Source organism: Bradyrhizobium yuanmingense, assembly GCF_029167105.1.
Classification (GTDB): Bacteria; Pseudomonadota; Alphaproteobacteria; order Rhizobiales; family Xanthobacteraceae; genus Bradyrhizobium; species Bradyrhizobium yuanmingense_A.
Genome location: NZ_JARFML010000042.1, coordinates 34596 through 47411, shown reverse-complemented (window position 1 = coordinate 47411; position 12816 = coordinate 34596). Strand labels below are relative to the sequence as shown.

Sequence of the window (12816 nt, the reverse complement as noted above, 5' to 3'; positions counted from 1 at the left end):
ATGCGACCGCGAGCCTAACAGGCTTTACGCGAATGTCCTCACCGTCCCGACGGACTCGGGCGACAGCGGCGGAGCGGGTTCATAAACCGCAAAATCGTTCTTGCCGTTCTTCTTGGCGGCATAGAGCGCGTGGTCGGCATTGGCCATCAGCCGGTCCGGGAATTCGCCGATGCCACGGTCCCACTCCGCAACCCCGATCGAGATCGCGATCGGAATGTCGCGGCCGCTGCAGCTGGCGGCATCCTGACGGCAAGCTTCGACCACGCGGCGGGCGATCGCGGCCGCCTCGCGCAGGGACGAGGACGGCAGCACGATGCAGAACTCGTCACCGCCGGTGCGGGCGAGCATGTCACCCGGCCGCAGGCGCGTCTGCGCCATCAAGGTGAAGTGCTTCAGGCAGGCATCGCCGGCGGCATGGCCATGGGTGTCGTTGATGGTCTTGAAGCCGTCGAGGTCGATCAGCAGCAGCGAGAACGGCTCACCGCTGCGCCCCGAACGGGCGCATTCCTCGGTCAGGCGCTGCAACAGATGCCGCCGGTTGGCAACGCCGGTGAGATCGTCGAGCAGCGCGAGGTCGGCGACCTCGTTGCGCAGCCGCTCGATCGCCATCAACAGACAAGCGAAATTCCAGGCCATGGCCAGGAACACCAGCAGCAGGATCATCAACGTCTGCAAGCCGTTGAAGTTGACGGCGGTGATGGCGCCGCCATAGCCGAGCAGCGCCGCGCCGGAGCGGACGAGGTGAATGGACAGCAGCAGCAATCCCACGATCGCAGCGAGGCGTGCACCGGGATTTTCCCGCCCGTTCTGCTGGCCGAGCAGCAGCGGCAGCATCAGCAGGATCGGCGTCGATTGTGCCAGCGAGTAGATCACGATCCGCATCGGCATGTGGTCGATGACGACCAGAAAGAAGGCGAGGCCGGCGCTGGCGAGCAGCGAGCTGCCGATCGCAGCCGGCCAGGACACCGGCCGGTGATAGAACCGGGCCACGCCCATGCAGGCGAGCCACGACGAAAAGATCATCAGGCCGCCTCCGCCGATCAGCGGAAAGGCTGGCTCCATCATGTCGCGAAGCATGGAGATCGCCGCGCCTGCCGCCGCCAGCACGGCCCCCGCCGTCCAATACCGAGCCGCCTCGAATTTGGGATAAGCGCGCGCCACGTAGGCCCAGATCAGGCCCAGCGCAAGAAAGTTGATGACGATGACGGTCCAGAGTGTCGACACGCTCAGCATGGCGACTGCGGGACGCGCATGGTCCCGCCCTCTCCGCTCGGCAATTGCCCGTACATACCCGCCCCCGTGTTCTTGCGGACCATCATGCACGCGGCACGCTTAATGGAGTCTCACCGCAATCGCGTAATCTCGGGCATTGGTTTTGGATTGATGAATCCGGCGAAGAATTTCGGCTTCGTTAAGCCAGCCCCGGCAAGCACGAGCGCCGTGCCCGCAGGCCCGCGAAGCGGATTCGCGCGGCAAAATCACCCGAAAATGCATCTGAGCTGTGGATAACAGGATGACACGGATGTGACGGCGCGGGGCAGCCGGCTCCGAATCTGCTGAGTTTGTCGTCGAGGATGTTGCGAGGCTGGCCCTCCGCCGAGCACCCTCGTGTCGCGTTCCACCATTAACCCTTGAGAGGATACTATGGCTAAGAAAGCGAAGAAGGCGGCGAAGAAGAAGGCGAAAAAGGCCAAGAAGGCGAAGAAGAAGTAACGAGGCTTCTGTTTCTTTGCCCGGGTGGAGCGAGCTCCGCCCGGGCGTCGGGTCGATCGAAGGTGGCGGGCGCAAGGCCCGCTTTTTTATTGCGCGAATGTTCGAGACGTACCCGCTCTGACAGCGTCATGCCCGGGCATGACGAGACCTTTCGAGAGGTGACGAAGACCTACCGCTCCGACAACGCCAGCTTGGCGCCGAGCGCGGCGAAGCCGGCGGCAAAGGAGCGGCGCAGCCAGGCCATGACGACCGGGCGGGAGATGACCCGCTCGCGCACCGCGGCGGCGCAGACGCCGTAGAGGACGAACACCGCGAAGGTCATCGCCATGAAGGCGCCGCTCAATTCCAGCATGCGCGCCAGCACATGGGCCTCGTCCGCCGCGATGAATTGCGGCAGGAAGGCGAGGAAGAAGATCGACAGTTTTGGGTTGAGGATGTTGATCAGGAAGCCGGTGACGACGACGCGGCTGCTCGATCTTTCCCTGATCTCGCCCCCAACCGCCAGCGCCCCGGTCTCACGCAGCGCCTGCCAGGACATATAGAGCAGATAGGCGACGCCGCACCATTTCAGCGCGGCGAAGGCGAGCGCGCTGGTGTGGAGCACGGCGGCAAGACCGAGCATCGCCGCCGCCATGTGCGGCACGATGCCGAGCGTGCAGCCGAAGGCGGCCGCCACGCTGGCGCGCGAGCCGCGGGTCAGCGCCGCGGCCAGCGTGTAGAGCACGCCGGTGCCGGGGGAAGCGACGACGATGAGCGAGGTGAGCAGGAAAGACCAGGTCATCGGCCGACCTTATCACCGCAGGGCGCCGCGAGAAAGCGGGCGCGTCAGGACAGCTGAGCGATCTCGGCCTCGCGCAGCACGTCGAGCGGCGCCCAGGGCTTGGCCCAGAATTTGGCGCCGTCGGGCAAGGCCTGCTTCAAGGGGCGGCCCGAGGTGACGACGACGTCGAGCTTGGGATTGCGGTGCTTGGCGACATGCGCGAGCTCGACGCCGTCCATGCGGCCGGCAAGCTGGACGTCGGTCAACATCAGACAGAGGGCGCCGGCGTTCTTGTCGAGGACGCGTTCGGCGGCCTCGGCGCTTTCGCACTGGATGACTTGGTAGCCGCTCTCCTCCAGCAGGACGCAAAGCATCTCCCGCTGCATGGCGTCGTCTTCAACGATCAGCGCTGTCGCGCGTAATGGCGTCGCTTGTCCCATCGGCGGCTCCCAATGCATTGCATCCATAACGAATGTTAAAAACCGAAGCCGGCCAGGGTTCGGTTTCATTTCAAAAAAAAGTAATTCATAGTTCCATCGTCGGGGACTTGACGGGGGGAATTCATGACGACGATTCGGGGCGCTGCCGCCATCACGGGAGCCGCGAGCGGCATCGGCCGGGCGCTGGCGGTCGAGCTCGCCCAGCGCGGCTGCGACCTCGCGCTGGCCGATCGCGACGAGGGCGGATTGAAGGCGCTCGCGGCGGAGATCGGAACAACGCGCAAGGTCAGCCTGCATCGCGTCGACGTCGGCGAGGCCGGCGACATCGCGCAGTTCGCAAGCGAGGCCATCGCCGCGCATCCTTCCCTCGGCATCGTCGTCAACAATGCCGGCGTTGCGCTGATGGGCACGTTCGAGGAGATCGACCAGGCCCAGATGGACTGGCTGTTCGACATCAATTTCTGGGGCGTGGTGCACGGCACACGCGCCTTCCTGCCGCACCTGAAGACGATGAGCGAGGCGCACATCGTCAACCTCTCCTCGATCTTCGGCATCATCGCCCCGCCGGGCCAATCGGCCTATGCCGCGGCGAAGTTCGCGGTGCGCGGCTTCTCGGAGAGCGTGCGGCACGAGCTCAGCGTCGCGGGCAGCCCGGTGAAGCTGTCGGTCGTGCATCCCGGCGGCATCGCCACCGCGATCGCGCGCAACGCCCGCACGGGCGTCGGTGTCACCGACAATGCCCGCCGCGCGCAATCGATCGAACGGTTCGAGAACGCGGCGAAGACCTCGCCGAAGGACGCGGCACTGCGCATCATCAGGGGCATCGAGCGCAACGAGCCGCGCATCCTGATCGGCAACGACGCCCGCTTCATGGACCTCTTGCAGCGCTTCCGCCCGGCAACCTATTGGGCGCCGCTGCAGCGGCGGCTGGAGAAGATGGCGAAGGGGACGTGAACGAGCGTGGCGCTTCACCCTCCCCTGGAGGGGGAGGGTGAAGTCACTGCCCCATCAGCCGGTCCGCGAAATAGCCGATGGTCTTGCGATAGACCACGGCCCTGTTCCACTCGCGCATCGCCTCGAAGTTCGGCGTGCCCTCGCCGTAGGGCTGGCCCATCTTGAAGCCGCTCGTATGCAGGAGGTTCGCGGTCGAGGCGAGCACGTCGGGGATGCTGTGGCGGAGGTCGACATGGCCGTCGCCGTCGAAATCGACGCCGTACTTGATGTAGGACGACGGCAGGAACTGGGTCTGGCCGATCTCGCCGGCAAAGGCGCCGATCATGTCGCGCAGCTGCAGGTCGCCGCGCTGCACGATCTTGAGCGCGGCCAGCAGCTCGCCCTGGAACAGATCGGTGCGGCGGCAATCATGCGCGAGCGTCGCCAGCGTGCGGACCACCGGCAGCTTGCCGGTGTCGCCCTTGCCGAAATCGCTCTCCAGCCCCCAGATCGCAACCAGGATGTAGCGGGCCACGCCAAACTTCTGCTCGATGCGCGACAGCAGCGCGGCATGCCGCTGCAGCATCGCGCGCCCGCCATTGATGCGGCCGGGGCCGACGCGGGTCGAGACGTACTGCTCGAAGGTCTTGTTGAAGGTGTAACGCTGGCGCCGGTCGAAGGCGAGAACCGCGGGGTCGGGCGCAACGCCCCCGAGCGCCGCATGGGTGACGCTGGCCGAGACGCCGGCGGCCTGCGCCTCCTGCGCCATGGTGGCGATGAAGCTGTTGAAGTCGCCGCCGCAGCGGGCGGCCTGCGCTGCCCCGCCAGCCAGAGACACGACGAAGGCGGCGGCGAGAAGCGGTCTCAGCATGTGGAGCAATCCCCCAGAGAATCCCAGTGCGAAGCAGCGCGCGGGATCATGCCCGGGAACGCCGCAAGCGTCAAAGCGCGGCGCTTGATCCGCATCAAAACGTCTCACGCCGTGCTTTCTAGACTGGGCCGAGCAGGAGAACCGGACATGACCGGAATTACCTTGACCGCCGAGCAGATTCGCAATGCGCCCGCCCCGGTGCGGCAATGGATCGAGCAGGAGGTGATCGCCGCACTCGGCCTTGCGGCGCCGACGCCGACGGCCGCGCCGCCGCAAGTCCCCCACCTCGTCGCCTGCAGCGTGGAGGACATGGCCGGCGTGCTCGAGCACATCCGCGGGGTGTTTCCTGCCGTCAACGTGCTGTTCGAGCTCGGCCGCCCCGGCATCAGCTTCGGCCGCCCCGCGGTGATGACGTTCCGCCTGATGGACATCCTGCATCACACCCGCCTGCAAGACGTCGGCGAGGTCATGACGTGTCTCGAAATGATCAACCAGGCCCTGACCGAGGTGAAGAAGGACGCGTCCGTGCGGTTCTGCGGCTTCGACAATGAGGGCCATTGCCTGATCGCGCCGCAGACGCAAGCGAGCATCGCGACGCTGTGGCAGACCATGATGGAGCGGCAGCAGGCCGCGCGCGCCGCGCCGGCGGCGTGAAGGAGGCGACACCGCCATGCCCTCCCGCCAGCAGTCTCAATCAACCCGCTCGCTCCTGCGCATCCCGCTGTTTCGCCTGCTCGCCATCAACCTCGCAATCGGCGCCTGCGCCGCAATGCTCCTGGTCGGCGGCCTGCTCTGGCTCAACCCCGGACATCTGCGCGAGCTGATCTTCGCCGACCGCACGCCCGGCATTGCGCTCGTGCTGCTGCTCGCCGCCTTCCTCATCACCTTCGGCTCGGCCGCGATGGGCAGCGCGATCATGGCGCAGGGACGGAAAGAGCGCAGCGACAAAGGCGGCGGGCGCGGATCTCGCCTCGCCGTGCAGGAGGTGCACACCGCCGGCCAGATTAAGGAGCGCAGCGCGAAGCGTGCGCGTCGGCGCTGAAACAAAAACCGCAAAAACAACCCCATGCACAGTAGACGTCAAGCGGGTGGCGATTCGCCTCTGCTATTTTTCCGAAACAACATTGACCGTCGGGCAAAACAGTGCTATAGTGGCAACATCGCAAGACTCCAGACGTGGACGACCGCGCGCTCGCTGCGTCGCGAGAGCGAGCAAGATGAACAAAGTACTTCGACGATCCGAAGCATCTGATTTTCGAAATTGCGGGACCTCGCGAGGACCATCAGCTGCATAGCTGATGCGCCGGCTGCGACATCGTCGCGCGACGATTTGCCTTGCCATCGCAGAGCGCAAGCGATAGCCTTCTATCTCAGGTTGTCGCCCCTGCCAGCCCCGGGCGACGCTGAAGCGATAAACGGCGGGCTTACGGCCCGCCGTTTATTGAAGGGCCTGGCAACGGTCCCGAAAGTCATTTGACTGCGGCGTCCTGATCGTGGACAAGCCGCCCATGGCCAAGAAACCCGGAACCAACCCCAAAGGCGAATTCGCCTTCTTCAACGTCGTCTACGAAGACGATTCCCAACGCTCCAACCGCCGCGTGCCGGCCGAGCTGCTCGGCGGCCTCGACGGCGACGAACCCGCCCGCGGCTTCATCATGGAGCAGGACCGCGAGATCGCGGAAAAGAGCGGCAAGCCGGCGCTGGAGATCAAGCGGATCGAGCGGGTGGGGGCGAAGAAGAAGTAGGAGCGGCACAGGCAGGCGCTCACCAGCGCCCGCTCCATCCATTCCAGGCAAACAGCAGATCGGCAAACCGGTCGTAGACAAACCGCGTGACCGGCAGCGCCACGCGATTGCCGAACAGCGTCGCAAGCCACCCCTGCTCCGGCGTCAGCCGCCAGAGCGCAATCGCGACATCCGCACCGACGATGAGCCGGCCGGCCTCATCGGTCGCATGAAGTCGGCGCCTGATGTCGTCGAGCGAGGCGCCGAAGTGCGCCAGCGCGTCCGGCTGCTCGTTGATGTCCCTGAACTCGACCGTGCCCGCACGCACCAGCGCGAGCAGCTTGTTGCGTTGCCAGTCGGTGCCGGCGTCGCAGACGGGGCAGCGGGTGTTGTAGTAGACGGTGAGGTGGGGTGGCATCGATGCGCATTTCTCGTCGGAAGAATAGTCCGAGAGAAAGCCGGATAAGCACCTATGGCTGAAGATGGCGTTACAAGGCCACAAGGAAGGGCAATCCGACCCAGGCCCGCCGAATTGCGCGGCAGCTTCGACGGCGACGAGCCCGCGCGCAGCTTCATTGGGGAGCAGGATCGCGAGTCGCGGAAAAGAGCGGGAGGCCGGCGCCTGCAGATCGAGCGGATTCAAAGGGTAGCACGAAGAAGAAGTAGGCTTCGGCCCCATCCCCGTCATTGCGAGCGCAGCGAAGCAATCCAGAGATGCGTCTGTAGGATGGGCAGAGCAGACCTGATTTGCCAACTTGAGTTCTTCGCATTTTGACCCAAAGCGGCCCACCAGCATCTAGCCAGGGGGCGGGTGCAGTTTATGCCATTTTGCGCGAGCGGTTTCCGCTGATCCGCCGCGCCGTATTTCATCTTCTCTAAAATCTTTCCAATACCGGTAGGTGCAATATAGCCCGCACAGCCAAAGGAAGATGAGAAGCAGAATAAAGGGACCCATGAAGATTTTCGCGAACTCGGTTGAATCGAGAATCTTCAGTGAGAAAATCAAGGCGAGGCATACAGCTCCAGCAACCGTAAAGCAGCGCACTCGAAGCCGCCAAACCCGGACTTCCTCCGAAACAGTCATCCCTCTTCCTTCAGGGTACGTACGCTCTCGCGCCTAATGGCTCTGCGGCTTTCGTCTTCGATCCGGGGACGACTGAGATATCTCGTGAGCCGCCCTTCAGCGCCCCATCCGCGCCGCCTCGCGATCGGGGCCAACAGCCGGCAAGCCAGGTTCAACGCAATCAGCGCGATCAGTAGATGGAGGCCGAAAAACACGAAAATGCAGGACGCTCCCCCGACAATAAGGACGAGCAGAACGGTGGGAGGGATTCTGAAGCGAAACATGCTCACCATGGTAACACAACGTCGCCTATGTTCGCGCCTCGCCAGGAACAAGGTTTGCAGACCGTTTAAGTCTGCTGGTGGGCCCATCTCGGAAGTCGGGCACCGTCCGCTCTTTTGCTGCTGTAGGAATAGAAGCGGACATGGGTCGGGCAATCGCCTGGTGAGTACAAACTGCAGCCTGGATTGCTTCGTCGCAAGCGCTCCTCGCAATGACGGGGCGAGAGCCGGGTCAAAGAAAAACGGCGGGCTGTTGGCCCGCCGTTTTCGTTCTGATTGATATCGGATCAATTATCCAAGAAGCTCCGCAGCTTCCGCGACCTCGACGGATGCTTCAGCTTCCTTAGCGCCTTCGCTTCGATCTGCCTGATACGCTCGCGCGTCACCGAGAACTGTTGCCCCACCTCTTCCAGCGTGTGGTCGGTGTTCATGCCGATGCCGAAGCGCATGCGGAGCACGCGCTCTTCGCGCGGGGTCAGGGACGCCAGCACGCGCGTCGTGGTCTCGCGCAGGTTGGACTGGATCGCGGCGTCGATGGGCAGGATCGCGTTCTTGTCCTCGATGAAATCGCCGAGATGTGAATCCTCTTCGTCACCGACCGGGGTCTCCAGCGACAGCGGCTCCTTGGCGATCTTGAGGACCTTGCGGACCTTCTCCAGGGGCATGCCGAGCTTTTCGGCGAGCTCTTCCGGGGTCGGCTCGCGGCCGATCTCGTTGAGCATCTGGCGGGAGGTGCGCACGATCTTGTTGATCGTCTCGATCATGTGCACGGGGATGCGGATGGTGCGGGCCTGGTCGGCGATCGAGCGCGTGATCGCCTGCCGGATCCACCACGTGGCGTAGGTCGAGAACTTGTAGCCGCGGCGGTACTCGAACTTGTCGACCGCCTTCATCAGGCCGATGTTGCCTTCCTGGATCAGGTCGAGGAACTGCAGGCCGCGGTTGGTGTACTTTTTCGCAATCGAGATCACGAGGCGGAGGTTGGCTTCCACCATCTCCTTCTTGGCCTGGCGGGCCTCGCGCTCGCCCTTCTGCACGGAGTGCACGATCTTGCGGAACTCGACGATCTCGAGGCCGGTCAGCGCGGCGAGCTGATGCACCTCGTGACGGAGGTCCTTGATGCGGTCCTTCTCATGGTGGACGAAGTTCTTCCAGCCTTTGGCCGACAGCTTCGAGACGCGGTTGAGCCAGCGCGGGTCGAGCTCCGAGCCGGTGTAGTTGCGCAGAAAATCCTCGCGCGCGACGCCGTGGCTGTCGGCAAGGCGCATCAGGCGGCCCTCATGCGAGACGAGGCGCTTGTTGATGTCGTAGAGCTGCTCGACGAGCGAATCGATACGCGCCTGGTTGAGGCGCAGCGACTTCACCTCGACGATGATCTCGTCCTTCAGCTTCTTGTACTTGCGCTCCTGGTGCGGCGAGAGCGACTCGTTCTGGAGCTGGTTCTGGATGTCCTGCTCCTGAAGCTTGCGCAGCTTCTTGTAGCTGTCGGCGATGCGGTCGAAGATCTCGACCACCTTCGGCTTGAGCTCGGCCTCGATCGCCGCGAGCGACATCTGGTTCTCGAACTCGTCGTCGTCCATATCGGATTCGGCCGCAGCCTCGCCCGGATCCTTCTCCTCGCCCTCGGGGGCGGCCGCAGGCGCGGCGCGGAACGGGGTCGGCGACGGCGGCGCCGCGGGCGGCGCGACATGCGCGGGCGCGGCTGCAGACGCGGTGGCTTCGCCGCCCTCGGCGGGCGCTTCGCCGTTCTCGCCATTGGGACCTGCGATCATCGCAGCGTTCATGCCGCCCTTGGCGTCCGGGCCGGCATAGGTGGCTTCGAGATCGATGATGTCACGGAGGAAGATCTTGCCCTCGTTGAGCTCGTCGCGCCAGATGATGATGGCCTGGAACGTCAGCGGGCTTTCGCAGAGGCCCGCGATCATCGCCTCGCGGCCGGCCTCGATGCGCTTGGCGATCGCGATTTCGCCTTCGCGGGAGAGCAGCTCGACCGTGCCCATCTCGCGCAGATACATGCGCACGGGATCGTCGGTGCGCTCGCCCGGCTCGCTCTTCTTGACCTCGGTGACGGCCTTCTGGGTGACCTCGACGAGCTCGTTATCGGTCTCGTCGTCGCCCTCGTCCTTCTCCTCTTCGCCTTCGGTGTCGTCGGCTTCGGTGACGTTGATGCCCATGTCCGAGAGCATCGACATGATGTCCTCGATCTGTTCGGGCGAGGTCTGGTCGGACGGCAAGACTTCGTTGAGCTGATCGAAGGTCACGAAGCCGCGCTTCTTGGCCTGCTTGATCATCTTCTTCACGGCGGCGTCGGACAGGTCGAGCAAGGGCGAGGGCGCGTCCTGGGAATCCTTCTCCGGCGCATCCGCTGCCTTGTCGTCTTTTTCCTTGTCCTTCGCCTGCAGCGTCTTTGCCTTGGTGGCCATCCATTGCTCCTAAACGCGCTTCATGCGAGACGCATGCCCGCGCCTTCGCTTGAATTCACATGAACCTGTTGCTCGACGCTCTCGCTTCGGCAGCTCTCGACACGGAAAGGGCGGCGCACAAACCTCTCGCCACCCCCAACTCTCTCTCGCCGGAATTGCCTAACGCTTCGTCAGCCTCTTTGTCGCGGCGGATGCAGGTGTAGTGCCAACAGCGATTGCGCGGATTCATTCCTGACGCGTCTGTTATGCCTGCGGCCGCCTCTGGGCCAAAGTGCTACAAGACCGTTAAGCCTCGATTAACCCTGTTTTTGCCGCCAAACCCAGGATTTGGCGAGTCTTTTAGCGGTACCTAGCCCGGCCGTCCGCATGATTCTTTCATCACATGCTCTTCTGGAGCCGGCCCGACAGCTCGCCAAAACCCTCGATCAGGGCCTCGGTACCGTCGACTTCCCCTATCCGAGCCTTGACGTCACGCAGCCACGCCAAATTGGCCTCGCTGGGATCCTCCCCCAAGGCCAGCTCGGCGTCTTTCAGCTCTCTAAGTAGTGAATGCCATTGCCGATGCAAGGCAACCAGCTGGTGCCAGGTGGCAAGAACGTCATCCCGCGCCGCGCCCTCGCGGGCGGCCCACACCGCCTGGGTCGTGATGACATTCTCAACCCTTTGAAGAGTTTGAGAAAATCCGCCCTTTGCGAGGTCGCCGCGCATCTTTTCGGCCTGCTCGCCGGGGTCCGGCGAGTGGTGATGGTCGTTGGCGAAGGCGGCGATGATGCCGGCCCGGAGCTTGTGGGCCTCCGGATGGGCCAGCTCCAGGGCGGCGACCTCCTCCAAATGCTCGTGCAGCAGCCAGGGGTGGTTGATCAGGCATTGCAGGATCAGGGCCTCCCGGCGGGAGATGGCGCTGCGCTGGCCCCGCAGGATCGGGCTTGCCGCCAGCTGCGGGCTCGCCGCCTGGTAGGGGCCGGACGGCAGCGGGATGGAACCCGGCGCGCCGCGGCGGCCGCCGAACCCTTGGCCACCGAATCGATTCGCCCCGCCCCGCGGCTGGAACGGCCGGCCGCCACCGGGGCGGAAATTGCCCCGGCCGCCAAAGCCGCGCCCGCCTTCGGGCGCGAAGGTGCGCTGCAGCCGCTCGACGAAGTCGTCGCGATAATAGCGCCGCACCACCTCGTCGCGGATGCCGTTGGTGAGCTCCTTGATGCGCGCTTCGAGCGCGGCACGCCGCTCGGGCGTGGCGAAATTGCCGCCCTCGAGCTCGCGCGACCAGATCATGTCGGCGAGCGGACGGGCGGCGCCGATCACCTCCTCGATCGCGCCGCGCCCGCCCGAGCGCACGAGATCGTCGGGGTCCTGCCCTTCCGGCAGCAGTGCAAAGCGAAGACTCTTGCCGGGTGCGAGGAATGGCAAGGCAAGGTCCGCAGCACGATACGCCGCCTTCTGCCCGGCGCGGTCGCCGTCGAAGCAGAGGATCGGCTCGTCCGCCATCTTCCATAGCAAAGCGAGCTGGCTCTCGGTGAGCGCGGTGCCGAGCGGCGCGACGCTGCCGGCAAAGCCCGCGGTGACCATGGCGATGACGTCGACATAGCCTTCCACCACGACCAGCGGGCTGCCGTCATGGGTGGCTTTGCGCGCGGTCTGATGATTGTAGAGATTGTCGCCCTTGTGGAAGAGCGGCGTCTCCGGCGAGTTCAGGTATTTGGCCGGGACGTCCTTCTCCAGCGCACGCCCGCCGAAGGCGATGACGCGGCCGCGCAGATCCGTGATCGGAAACATCACGCGATCGCGGAAGCGATCATAGGGGACGGGAATGTCGTCGCCGCCGATCAACAGGCCGGTCTCGACCATGTCCTCGACGGAAACACCGAGCTTGCCGAGATGCTCCTTCAGCGCGAAGCGATCGGGCGGGGCATAGCCGAGGCGGAACTGCAATTGCGTCGCCGGCGAAATGGCGCGGTCGGCGAGATAGCCGCGCGCTTTCGCGCCGACGCGCGAGGCCAGCGTCTCGGCGAAGAATTTCGCCGCGAGATCCATCACGTCATAGAGCGAGCGCCGTCGCTGCTCCTCGCGCGCCGCATTGGGCGTCACCGCCGGCAGCGGCAGACCCGCCATGTTGGCGAGCCGCTCCACGGCTTCCGCGAACGGCAGGCCGTCGGTCTCCATCACGAAGGTGATGATGTCGCCGTGCTTGCCCGAGGAGAAGTCGTGATAGAACCCCTTCTGGTCGTTGACGTAGAAGGACGGCGTCTTCTCCTGCTGGAAGGGCGACAGCCCCTTCCACTCGCGCCCGGCCTTCTTCAGCTTGACGCGCTTGCCCACGACCTCGGAGACCGAAAGCCGGGCACGAAGCTCGTCGAGGAACTGGGGCGTGAAGCGCATGGGGCGAGTTTAGCCGAGCGTTTGAGTCGGGCGAAGGATCAGGGATATAGGGACGGCCCGGTCAAAGGCCAGGTTTGTCGGGCTTATCCGGCTTATTCGACCTATGCACAGGGCCGTCATTCCGGGGCGCCCCCGCAAGGGGCGAGCCCGGAATCCATTGCGCCGCCGGAATGCGGGGAGAAATGGATTCCGGGCTCGCGCTTCGCGCGCCCCGGAATGACAGAAAGCTTGA

General features: G+C 64.7%; 11 protein-coding genes. 4 read left to right on the top strand and 7 right to left on the bottom strand.

Translation table 11 applies throughout. From position 1 onward, the window contains the following. Positions 1-24: 24 nt before the first annotated feature. The 3 genes from P0R31_RS35150 to P0R31_RS35140 all read right to left on the bottom strand — a co-directional run bounded on the left by P0R31_RS35150 (position 25) and on the right by P0R31_RS35140 (position 2913). Positions 25-1233, bottom strand: a complete 1209-nt coding sequence (locus P0R31_RS35150) for a GGDEF domain-containing protein (protein WP_275519307.1) — start codon at positions 1231-1233, stop codon at positions 25-27. 649 nt (positions 1234-1882) lie between these two features. Then, positions 1883-2494 carry a LysE family translocator gene (locus P0R31_RS35145; protein ID WP_275519305.1) on the bottom strand — a complete coding sequence of 204 codons (612 nt, stop codon included), beginning with the start codon at positions 2492-2494 and terminating at the stop codon, positions 1883-1885. A 44-nt stretch (positions 2495-2538) separates the two neighbouring features. Then, complete coding sequence (locus tag P0R31_RS35140; RefSeq protein ID WP_275519303.1) at positions 2539-2913, bottom strand: response regulator; 375 nt, start codon at positions 2911-2913, stop codon at positions 2539-2541. 123 nt (positions 2914-3036) lie between these two features. Between P0R31_RS35140 and P0R31_RS35135 the strand changes: the two genes are divergently transcribed. Then, positions 3037-3867, top strand: coding sequence for an SDR family NAD(P)-dependent oxidoreductase (locus P0R31_RS35135; protein ID WP_275519301.1), 831 nt, complete (start codon positions 3037-3039; stop codon positions 3865-3867). Between the two features lie 43 nt (positions 3868-3910). Here the strand turns inward: P0R31_RS35135 and P0R31_RS35130 are convergent, their stop codons facing one another. After that, the gene (locus P0R31_RS35130; RefSeq protein WP_275519299.1) at positions 3911-4717 is read right to left on the bottom strand and encodes a lytic murein transglycosylase; all 807 of its coding nucleotides are present in this window, start codon (positions 4715-4717) and stop codon (positions 3911-3913) included. 147 nt (positions 4718-4864) lie between these two features. Between P0R31_RS35130 and P0R31_RS35125 the strand changes: the two genes are divergently transcribed. The 3 genes from P0R31_RS35125 (at position 4865) to P0R31_RS35115 (ending at position 6462) form a co-directional block, all read left to right on the top strand. Beyond that, complete coding sequence (locus tag P0R31_RS35125; RefSeq protein ID WP_275519297.1) at positions 4865-5371, top strand: hypothetical protein; 507 nt, start codon at positions 4865-4867, stop codon at positions 5369-5371. A 16-nt stretch (positions 5372-5387) separates the two neighbouring features. Then, complete coding sequence (locus tag P0R31_RS35120) at positions 5388-5759, top strand: hypothetical protein (RefSeq protein WP_275519295.1); 372 nt, start codon at positions 5388-5390, stop codon at positions 5757-5759. Positions 5760-6225: 466 nt separating this feature from the next. Next, positions 6226-6462: a hypothetical protein gene (locus P0R31_RS35115; protein ID WP_025032150.1), complete on the top strand. Its 237-nt coding sequence runs from the start codon at positions 6226-6228 to the stop codon at positions 6460-6462. 19 nt (positions 6463-6481) lie between these two features. Here the strand turns inward: P0R31_RS35115 and P0R31_RS35110 are convergent, their stop codons facing one another. The 3 genes from P0R31_RS35110 to dnaG all read right to left on the bottom strand — a co-directional run bounded on the left by P0R31_RS35110 (position 6482) and on the right by dnaG (position 12584). Beyond that, on the bottom strand, positions 6482-6859 hold the full coding sequence (locus tag P0R31_RS35110; protein ID WP_275519293.1) for a thiol-disulfide oxidoreductase DCC family protein: 378 nt from the start codon (positions 6857-6859) through the stop codon (positions 6482-6484). Positions 6860-8072: 1213 nt separating this feature from the next. Then, positions 8073-10208: an RNA polymerase sigma factor RpoD gene (gene rpoD / locus P0R31_RS35105; RefSeq protein WP_275502537.1), complete on the bottom strand. Its 2136-nt coding sequence runs from the start codon at positions 10206-10208 to the stop codon at positions 8073-8075. Positions 10209-10586: 378 nt separating this feature from the next. Further along, positions 10587-12584, bottom strand: a complete 1998-nt coding sequence (gene dnaG / locus P0R31_RS35100) for a DNA primase (protein WP_275519291.1) — start codon at positions 12582-12584, stop codon at positions 10587-10589. Positions 12585-12816: the final 232 nt, after the last annotated feature.

What these genes read in the sequence shown, in the direction of transcription:
- P0R31_RS35150 (WP_275519307.1), bottom strand. Translation starts at nt 1,233, where the DNA reads ATGCTGAGCGTGTCGACACTCTGGACCGTCATCGTCATCAACTTTCTT.
- P0R31_RS35145 (WP_275519305.1), bottom strand. Translation starts at nt 2,494, where the DNA reads ATGACCTGGTCTTTCCTGCTCACCTCGCTCATCGTCGTCGCTTCCCCC.
- P0R31_RS35140 (WP_275519303.1), bottom strand. Translation starts at nt 2,913, where the DNA reads ATGGGACAAGCGACGCCATTACGCGCGACAGCGCTGATCGTTGAAGAC.
- P0R31_RS35135 (WP_275519301.1), top strand. Translation starts at nt 3,037, where the DNA reads ATGACGACGATTCGGGGCGCTGCCGCCATCACGGGAGCCGCGAGCGGC.
- P0R31_RS35130 (WP_275519299.1), bottom strand. Translation starts at nt 4,717, where the DNA reads ATGCTGAGACCGCTTCTCGCCGCCGCCTTCGTCGTGTCTCTGGCTGGC.
- P0R31_RS35125 (WP_275519297.1), top strand. Translation starts at nt 4,865, where the DNA reads ATGACCGGAATTACCTTGACCGCCGAGCAGATTCGCAATGCGCCCGCC.
- P0R31_RS35120 (WP_275519295.1), top strand. Translation starts at nt 5,388, where the DNA reads ATGCCCTCCCGCCAGCAGTCTCAATCAACCCGCTCGCTCCTGCGCATC.
- P0R31_RS35115 (WP_025032150.1), top strand. Translation starts at nt 6,226, where the DNA reads ATGGCCAAGAAACCCGGAACCAACCCCAAAGGCGAATTCGCCTTCTTC.
- P0R31_RS35110 (WP_275519293.1), bottom strand. Translation starts at nt 6,859, where the DNA reads ATGCCACCCCACCTCACCGTCTACTACAACACCCGCTGCCCCGTCTGC.
- rpoD (WP_275502537.1), bottom strand. Translation starts at nt 10,208, where the DNA reads ATGGCCACCAAGGCAAAGACGCTGCAGGCGAAGGACAAGGAAAAAGAC.
- dnaG (WP_275519291.1), bottom strand. Translation starts at nt 12,584, where the DNA reads ATGCGCTTCACGCCCCAGTTCCTCGACGAGCTTCGTGCCCGGCTTTCG.